This window comes from Rhizorhabdus sp. P4_G6, assembly GCF_056401045.1.
Genome location: NZ_JBFUKC010000043.1, coordinates 1 through 8,101, shown reverse-complemented (window position 1 = coordinate 8,101; position 8,101 = coordinate 1). Strand labels below are relative to the sequence as shown.

Below are 8,101 nucleotides of genomic sequence, written 5' to 3'. Positions count from 1 at the left end.
TTCGGAGAGAAGCATCTCGATGCCCTGAAACAGATCGATGACGTCGAGATCATTTCGATCGTTGGACGGCCCCTCGAACCCACCCGGGCGCTTGCCGCCAGATATGGCGTTGCGCACGCGACCACCGACCTTGCCGAGGCGCTCGCACTGCCCGACCTGGATGCCGTAATCCTGGCCACACCGACCCCGCTACACGCTTCACAGGCTATCCAGTGCATGGAAGCCGGCAAGCATGTTCAGGTCGAGATCCCACTGTGCGACGGCTTGGCCGACGGTGAGGCGGTGCTGAAGAAGCAGCAGGAAACCGGCCTCGTCGCGATGGTTGGCCACACCCGCAGATTCAACCCGAGCCATCAATATATTCACAACAAGATCCGTGCGGGCGAGCTGAACATCCAACAAATGGACGTGCAGACCTATTTCTTCCGTCGAAAGAACATGAACGCAAAGGGTGAGCCGCGGAGCTGGACCGATCATTTGCTATGGCATCACGCCGCGCACACGGTCGATCTCTTCGCATATCAGGCGGGCCCGATAGTACAGTCGGCCATCCTCCAGGGGCCGATCCATCCCGAACTCGGCATCGCAATGGACATGTCTATCCAGCTGAAGGCGGAGAGCGGCGCGATCTGCACGCTTTCGCTCAGCTTCAACAATGACGGCCCATTCGGCACCTTCTTCCGGTACATCTGCGATAATGGCACCTGGATCGCGCGCTATGACGATCTCGTCACGGGCAAGGAGGAGCCGATCGACCTGAGCGGCGTGGCCATTTCTCCAAATGGCATCGAACTGCAGGATCGCGAATTCGTAAGCGCCATCCGCGAGGGCCGCGAACCCAATGCCTCGGTGGCGCAGGTCATGCCCTGCTACCGCGTGCTGGACGTCCTGGAGAGGCAGCTCGGCGCATGAGGCCGGTCCCGGGAACGACAATAGGCGCAGAAACGCAGGTCGCGATCGTCGGAAGCGGTCCCGCAGGACTGCTGCTCGGACATCTTTTGCGGGCCGCTGGAATAAACTGCGTCATCGTCGAGCGACAGAGCCGGGACTACGTCGAAAGCAGGATTCGCGCTGGCGTGCTGGAGACGGTCACGACCGATCTGCTTCGCAAGCTGGGGGTCGATACCGGGCTGAACGCCGTCGGACTGAAGGAGGAAGGCTTCAATCTGGCCACTGGCGAAAAGCTTATCCGTATCGACATCGCCCGGCTCACCGGCAGGCATGTCATGGTCTATGGCCAGACCGAGGTGACGCGCGACCTGATCGACGCGGCGCCCGATCGCGGGCTTGATATCATCTTCGAGGCCAAGGACGTCGAACTCCACGAGCTGGAAGGTGACAAGCCATTCGTGACCTTCGCCCAGGACGGAATCGAGCAGAGGATCACCGCCGACTTCATCGCGGGGTGCGACGGCTTCCACGGGCCGTCGCGCCGAGCGATCCCCACGGCCAGGATTCGCGAATTCGAGCGCGAATATCCCTTCGGGTGGCTCGGCATTCTCGCCGACGTGCCGCCATGCCACCCCGAGTTGATCTATTCAAACGGCCCTCGCGGCTTTGCGCTTGCTTCGATGCGCTCGCGTACCCGCAGCCGCTACTACATCCAGGTACCACTGACCGAGCGGCTGGAGGACTGGCCCCCGGAACGTCTGTGGGACGAACTGGCGCTCCGGTTCGACCCGATCTCTGAACGTGGCGTCACAACTGGCCCTGCACTGGAGATGTCGATCGCGCCGCTTCGGTCCTATGTGTTCGAGACAATGCGGCACGGTCGATTGTTTTTGGCCGGGGATGCGGCGCATATCGTTCCACCGACCGGAGCCAAGGGCCTCAACCTTGCTGCATCCGATGTGGCCTATCTGTCAGATGCCCTGATCGCCCACTATCGCGATGGCAGCGACTCCGCACTGGAGGCCTATGAACAGCGGGCGCTTGCCCGCATCTGGAAAGCCGAGCGCTTCAGCTGGTATCTCACCAAGCTGATGCATCGTTTCCCGGAAGATGGTGATTTCGAACACCGGATGCAGATTTCCGAACTCGACTATGTTGCCTCGTCCGAGGCAATGCAGCGGGTGATCGCGGAGAATTATGTGGGGCTTCCGCTTTGACCCGGCGACGAGCCGACGCGGCTTATCCGGCGCCAGGGCGTTCAGCTCAGGCCGCATCGACCTGAGCCACGCCTGGGACGTTGCATCCGGTCCACCAACCGCCGCTGTCGTCACCGGCATGTCCGGCGAAGATCTCGTCATTTGAGATCCGGCTTATCCTCCGGCAACGATTGTCCATTGTGCAGATAGGCCGGCGCTTCGATCAATACGAACGCGATGCGGCAGGGCTTGTCTGTCGTGTTGCGCCACAGGTGGTTCGTACCCCGCTGCACGACGATCCCGCCCTGACGCACCGTACGCTTCGCCCCATCATCGAGTTCAAGCTCGACCTCGCCTTCCAAGACGATGCCGTAGTCGATCGAGTTGGTGCGATGCATCGGGCTTTCCTTGCCCGGCAGCATGTCGACCACGCGGATCACGGATCCTCCTTCCAGCGTCAGCCCTGCGTCGCGCTGACGGCCATCGGTCTCATCGTTGTTGTCGGCCGGCACCGTCGGCGTCGTCCAGATCAGCAGAAACGAGGCATCGCCCGAAGGGATCAACTTCGTCGGCGCCACATCCTCGGACTTGAACACGGCGCGGCCGTTTCCGTCATGCCCGGTGACAATGCGCTGCACGGGAGGAAGGCCGGAATCGGAAATCTGCATGAGGATAGGCTCCGTTGGAATCAGATGAAACGTAAGGCATCGACAAGCAGGAAACGGACATCGCTCGCCGCGTCGAGTGTGGCCACGGTCCGCGCTACCGTGGCGACGTCGGCGCCGGGATCGAGGCCGATCTCGTCAAACCAGCGATGATCGAAGCTGTCTTCGATCACGCGGCCAAGGTTGGTCGTTACGCCCCGCACACCAGGCAGCGAAATGACCGCCGAAAGTCTGTCTGCCCGCACGTCGAGATCGTCATCGCCGCTGGTGCGAAAGGCGAACAGCTTGCGCGGAGCATCGTCCGTGCCGGGTGCTATGGCCTGTTCCTGCGCGAACATGGCCACCGAACCTTCGATTTCGCGAAAGTTGTCCTCGTCAGGCCCGATCCGCTCACGGTAGGCGGCGCTCGCCCTCGAGGCAGCCATATCGGCAAGCGCATCGAATCGGATCACCGTCACCGCATCGCGATCTTCCAGCACCGGCTCCACCGGACAGTCGATGGCGTAGTGATGGACATAGCCGCGAAAGGTACCGGAGACCGCAGGCTCGGACATGACCATCGGCCCGTGCACGGCCGAAAGGTGGCGGCGCAATCCGGCGCGCCCGAGGCCTGCAAGCGTGCGCGGCAGGATCACCAGCTTGATCGGGCCGAATGGCGGAGCTTGGTCAGCCACGGACAACGGTCTGTTCGATCGCGCCGAACGGAGCGCGGCCCCGCGCGTCCACGGCTTCCATCTTCACCCTGTCCCCGAACCGCATGAATTCCGTGCGCGCGGCGCCCTCGTCGATCACTTCGATCCCGCGTCGCTCGGCAATGCAAGACGATCCGATCTCGCGGAAATTGGCGTTCGAAACCGTGCCCGATCCGATGACTGTCCCCGCCACAAGATCACGGGTCCGCGCCGCATGGGCTATCAGTTCATGAAAGCCGTGGCCCATCGGCTTGCCATTGGCCGCACCGAAGCGCCGGTCGTTCCAGTCGACAATGAGGTCGAGGCAGGCGCGCCCATCGCGCCACTGGTCACCCAGTTCGTCAGGCGTGATGGCGAACGGCGCCATGCCGCACGGAGGCTTGGCCTGGACCCAGCCGAAACCGGTCTTCATCTCCGGGCCCGCCAGCGTGCGCAAGGACCAGTCGTTGATCTGCACCAGCAAGCGAATGTGCCGCATCGCGTCTACGCTGCCGGTGCCCATCGGCACGGCATCCACGATCACCCCGAACTCGCCCTCGAAGTCGATGCCCAGAGCCTCATCGGGGAACTTCACGTCGTCGGTTGGGCCATAGAACTTGTCCGAGGTGCCCTGATACATGAGCGGCACGTCGGTCTTCGGCTTGGCTATGCCCAGAACCGCGTCCATCAGATCGCCGTGGCTCTGGAAGGCCGAACCATCGAGCCACTGCCACGCGCGCGGCAAGGGCGCCATTATCCCGGCGGGATCAAGAGGGTCGGGAAAGGTGGTAATCCCACTCAATGCGGGTTCGACCTTGCCCCAGTTCTCCAGCGCCTGCTGCATGGTCGGCACCGGAGCCGACGCACAGGCCAGGCCATCGGGCGATACGACGACCAGCCGCCCGTCCCGCGTGCCATCGCGCAGTGTCGCCAGTCGCATCCTGCCATATCTCCCGAACCGCTGCCTGACCCTGTCGATATAAGGCCCGCCGGCGCTGGACAAAGGCATTCGGTCGATAGTCTTGCATCGATACAATGCGATGGTGGCTCGGCGTGCCCTACTGCAAGGGTAGCACGACCGACAACAGCCCTGCGGGGAGAAGCATGTTCGAACCCTTCCCAGGAAACTACGTCTGGAACCTCGGCATCAACCTCGCCCTGATCGCGGGCGGCAATCATGGCGAGCTGGACGCGGTGTGCCGCCCGGTTCGCGAAGGGGCCAGGGCTGGAGCCGACGCGGGGTCTGCCATGCTGTTCGACAGCTGGATCGCGGTGGCCGATCAGGTCACCCGCAACGCCGAACGGGACGAGGCCGAGGGCTTTCTTTTGTCCGCCGGTGCCAAGTTCCTGCGCGCATCGGGCTATTACCTCGGCGCCGAACGCCTGCAGAGCCGCGACTACGCACCGCGATGGGTGGCCTACGACAAGGGCCTCGATCTTTACCACAAGGGCTGCGCCCTGCGCGGCCTGCATGTCGACAAGGTCGAAATTCCCTACGAAGGATCGAGCTACCCCGCGATCTTCGTCCACGATGGCAGCAGCACGGCGCGCCCTACGCTGGTCTCGGTCAACGGTCTCGATTCGATGAAAGAACAGGTCGCCATGGCGGGCCACGGCGCGGTCAATCTCGAGCGCGGGATGAACACGCTGTTCCTCGACCAGCCGGGAACCGGCGAGGCGATCCGCAAGCGCAACCTGCCTGCCGTCTTCGCTGCCGAACGCTGGGGCAGTCCCGCCTTCGACTATCTGCTGACTCGCAGCGATGTGAACCATTCGAAGATCGGTATCTTCGGCCTTTCGTTCGGCGGCTATCACGCTCCGCGCATTGCCGCCAACGATCCCCGCTATGCCCTTTGCGCGGTGATGGGCGCCAACCACGTCTGGGGCCGGCGCCAGCGCGAACGGGTTGCCAACGAGGGCGAGAACCCCGTGCCGCACTACTGGGACCACGTCATGTGGGTTTTCGGCATCGACGATCGCGATGCCTTCCTCGAATATGCCGACCAGATCACGCTCGACGGACAGGTCGAGAAGATCCGGGTGCCGTTCCTCATCACCCACGGCGAGAACGACCGCCAGATTCCCGCCTTCAATGCACAGATGAGCTACGATCAGGCGGTGAACAGCCCCAAGCGCACTCTGCGCATGTTCACGAAAAACGACTTCGAGGTCGAACATTGCGGGGCCGACAATGGTACCGGCATGCGCGACTATATCGCCGACTGGTGCGCGCAGATCTTCGCGGAGATGGGCTGACCGGCAAAGCCCGCGCGCAGCCGCTCAGCCATGGCACGCAAAAGGACCCTTGCGTTTCGAGCTGTTCGAAGGACTGCGCCGCTGACCCTGCCCGCGCTCAGATGGCGTGCTCGTCCTCGGCGGTCAGCTTGGCCAGATCGCCGTCGATCTGCTGCTTGCCCGGCTTTGCCCGGCGGAACGGCTCGAAGCTCCTGCGGTCCTGATCGAACGCCATATCCCACGGAATGCCGTCGCCCCGGAAAATCGCAGGGGCATTGGCCGACCACAGCAGCGATCCGAACTTGAAGTCCCAGGCCCGCGGCACCCAGTTGTCATCGAGGTAATCGGTATCGGCGTGGTACTCGGCCTCGCCCGCATCGCCCGGAATTTCGCAATAATAGTAGATTGCGCTGGAGATGCGGTGGCGGGAGATGCCGCCGCTAGTGTTCATCGTGGTGTTCTTCCAGCCCTTGTTGTCCATGATGTTCGCGCCGAGCATGACCTCGTCGATGTCGTCCATCCCGAACGCGATGTGCATGAACCTGAAGTGGTCTGGCGCAATCGGCAGATCGCAGTTTACCCAGAAGATCGAATGGTGCTCGTAAGTTCCGCCCGGCCGGGCAAAGATGCCGGTGCCCTTCGAATGGTCCACATATCGAAAGCCCATGTGACGCTCGTAGAACTCGAAGCTGCCGACATAGTCCGGGCTGAAGAACACCACGTGGTTGATCGTCTTGGGAGTGGCCTTGCGGCGCCAGATGCGATGCTGGTTGAAACGCGGCCAGCTTGACGGGGTGTTGACCGGGCTCGCCGCGGAAACCACGGCACGCTTGTCCCACACCCGTAGCGCAATGGGCTGGCCATCGGGACACAGGCACCGCACAGTGCCATCGGCATCGCGCCGGACTGCCACCTCCGTCGCGAGGCTTGCGGCGATCCTGTCGAGATTTCCGGCGCAGTCCACGCCCCACACGGTCTCCTTCACCCCGTCGCCGGGGAACGGATCAGGCGAAGGCAGGCGCGCATCGCCGTGGCGCAGCAGGATCACACGGCTACCCGAAGCCAGACGGAACACGCTCTCGTCTTCGCCGCGGCTTTCCAGCGGCAAGCCAAAGTCGGTCCAGAAGCGGGTGTGCTCGGCAAGGTCGGCAACGCCGAAAACCACGCTCTCGACCCCGAGTACGGCAGAAATGCTGGCGAGGCAGGGTTGTTGGTCGGACATGGTTCTCTCCGAAATCGTCTCAGGCTGCCGTCATGCCCAATGCCTCCGCCTAGCGGAAACCGATCTTTCGGCAGGGCAGCTATCGACAGTCTGGATACATGGAGGCCCGCGACGACTTCGATTGCGCAAGGGCCTGATTACCGCTGCGGGTGGTGCATGCGGTATTCGACCTCGATCTCGCCGCGATCGAGCGTGGAGGCGGTTTCGAGCGGCACCACGTTGGCATCGCGCACCGGCGCGGTCGCCAATGCCGCGGCCTGAAGCCTCTCAACCACCCACCGAAGAGCGCGGTCGTTGCTGTTGGCGATGTTCCATTGCACGCTCTCACGGATCGGCGGGATCGCGAAAGGAACCTCCCGCATCACCAGCGGCATGGATCGCACCACGATTTCCGCCATGCGCCGGTGCATCGTGGCAATGCGATTGGTCCCCCCGATCAGGCCCGGCAGCGAAAGGAACGTCGGCGCCACCACCTCGACCCGGCGCTGCTGCTTGTGGCGCCGCACGAACCAGTCCTCAAATGCTGGCACGCGAGACTTGCCGAAGCGCGCGGAAACATGGCCAAGGCCGAAGTAGAGTTCCCTCGTCATAGGCTGGTGCATGGCGGGATTGTCCTGAGCGCCAACAACGACGTAGTCGTCCTCGAACAGCAGCTGGCTCGGGTGATCGGGAGAAATCGCATAGTCGATCGTGAGCAGGAGGTCGACGTGACCCCGGTCGATCGCCTCGATCGGGTTGTCGTTCATCGTCTGGATCTCGAAACGTATGTTCGGTGCTTCAGTCTCCAGTTTGGCCAGCATAGCTGCCAGCAGGACTTCGGTCGAATAATCCGAAGCCATGATCCGTATCAGGCGATCGGCCGTCAGGGGATCGAACGGCGGGGCTACCGCGACGGTGGTGCGGATCTGTTCGAGCACCGCCCGGACCGGATCTATCAACTCTTCGGCCCGCGCGGTGAGGATCATGTTACGCCCCTTCACCACCAGCAATTCGTCACCGAAATACTCGCGTAAACGGCCCAGCGCACTCGATGTGGCCGACTGCGAGAGGCATAGCCGGTCGGCCGCAAGGCTGACGCTGCGCTCGGCCAGCAATGCATCGAGCGCCACGAGCAGATTGAGGTCCAGTCGTCCGAATCGCATCGCCACCTCCGCCGCGCCTTCAAATCGTTGCGAGGGCGCTTGCCACGAGTGTAGCAAGGTCTTCATCATGCGCAAAACC

Annotated in this window: 8 protein-coding genes; 3 read left to right on the top strand and 5 right to left on the bottom strand. The window is 62.9% G+C overall.

All coding sequences use genetic code 11. The annotated features are described in order from the left end of the window. Together AC1DPF_RS18725 and pobA are read left to right on the top strand one after the other, a co-directional pair. The coding region (locus AC1DPF_RS18725; protein ID WP_477962896.1) for a Gfo/Idh/MocA family oxidoreductase at positions 1-912 on the top strand (912 nt) is incomplete at its 5' end. Continuing rightward, positions 909-2,108 (top strand): 4-hydroxybenzoate 3-monooxygenase, encoded by a 1,200-nt coding sequence (gene pobA / locus AC1DPF_RS18720; RefSeq protein ID WP_477867173.1) that lies wholly within the window; start codon positions 909-911, stop codon positions 2,106-2,108. The genes AC1DPF_RS18725 and pobA, both read left to right, overlap by 4 nt. A gap of 137 nt (positions 2,109-2,245) precedes the next feature. On the opposite strand, the gene AC1DPF_RS18715 is transcribed toward pobA, so the two are convergent. Genes AC1DPF_RS18715 through AC1DPF_RS18705 form a run of 3 tightly spaced genes read right to left on the bottom strand, consistent with a single transcriptional unit; the run spans position 2,246 to position 4,363 of the window. Further along, positions 2,246-2,755, bottom strand: coding sequence for a cupin domain-containing protein (locus tag AC1DPF_RS18715; RefSeq protein ID WP_477867175.1), 510 nt, complete (start codon positions 2,753-2,755; stop codon positions 2,246-2,248). A gap of 20 nt (positions 2,756-2,775) precedes the next feature. Further along, complete coding sequence (locus AC1DPF_RS18710; RefSeq protein WP_477867177.1) at positions 2,776-3,426, bottom strand: EthD domain-containing protein; 651 nt, start codon at positions 3,424-3,426, stop codon at positions 2,776-2,778. Continuing rightward, the gene (locus AC1DPF_RS18705) at positions 3,419-4,363 is read right to left on the bottom strand and encodes a fumarylacetoacetate hydrolase family protein (protein ID WP_477962894.1); all 945 of its coding nucleotides are present in this window, start codon (positions 4,361-4,363) and stop codon (positions 3,419-3,421) included. Before AC1DPF_RS18705 ends, AC1DPF_RS18710 begins: the two co-directional genes overlap by 8 nt. A gap of 164 nt (positions 4,364-4,527) precedes the next feature. Between AC1DPF_RS18705 and AC1DPF_RS18700 the strand changes: the two genes are divergently transcribed. Continuing rightward, complete coding sequence (locus tag AC1DPF_RS18700; RefSeq protein ID WP_477867181.1) at positions 4,528-5,679, top strand: alpha/beta hydrolase; 1,152 nt, start codon at positions 4,528-4,530, stop codon at positions 5,677-5,679. A 97-nt stretch (positions 5,680-5,776) separates the two neighbouring features. On the opposite strand, the gene AC1DPF_RS18695 is transcribed toward AC1DPF_RS18700, so the two are convergent. Both AC1DPF_RS18695 and AC1DPF_RS18690 read right to left on the bottom strand, forming a co-directional pair. After that, positions 5,777-6,880 (bottom strand): VOC family protein, encoded by a 1,104-nt coding sequence (locus tag AC1DPF_RS18695; protein WP_477867183.1) that lies wholly within the window; start codon positions 6,878-6,880, stop codon positions 5,777-5,779. Between the two features lie 137 nt (positions 6,881-7,017). Then, on the bottom strand, positions 7,018-8,022 hold the full coding sequence (locus AC1DPF_RS18690; RefSeq protein WP_477962892.1) for a LysR family transcriptional regulator: 1,005 nt from the start codon (positions 8,020-8,022) through the stop codon (positions 7,018-7,020). Positions 8,023-8,101: the final 79 nt, after the last annotated feature.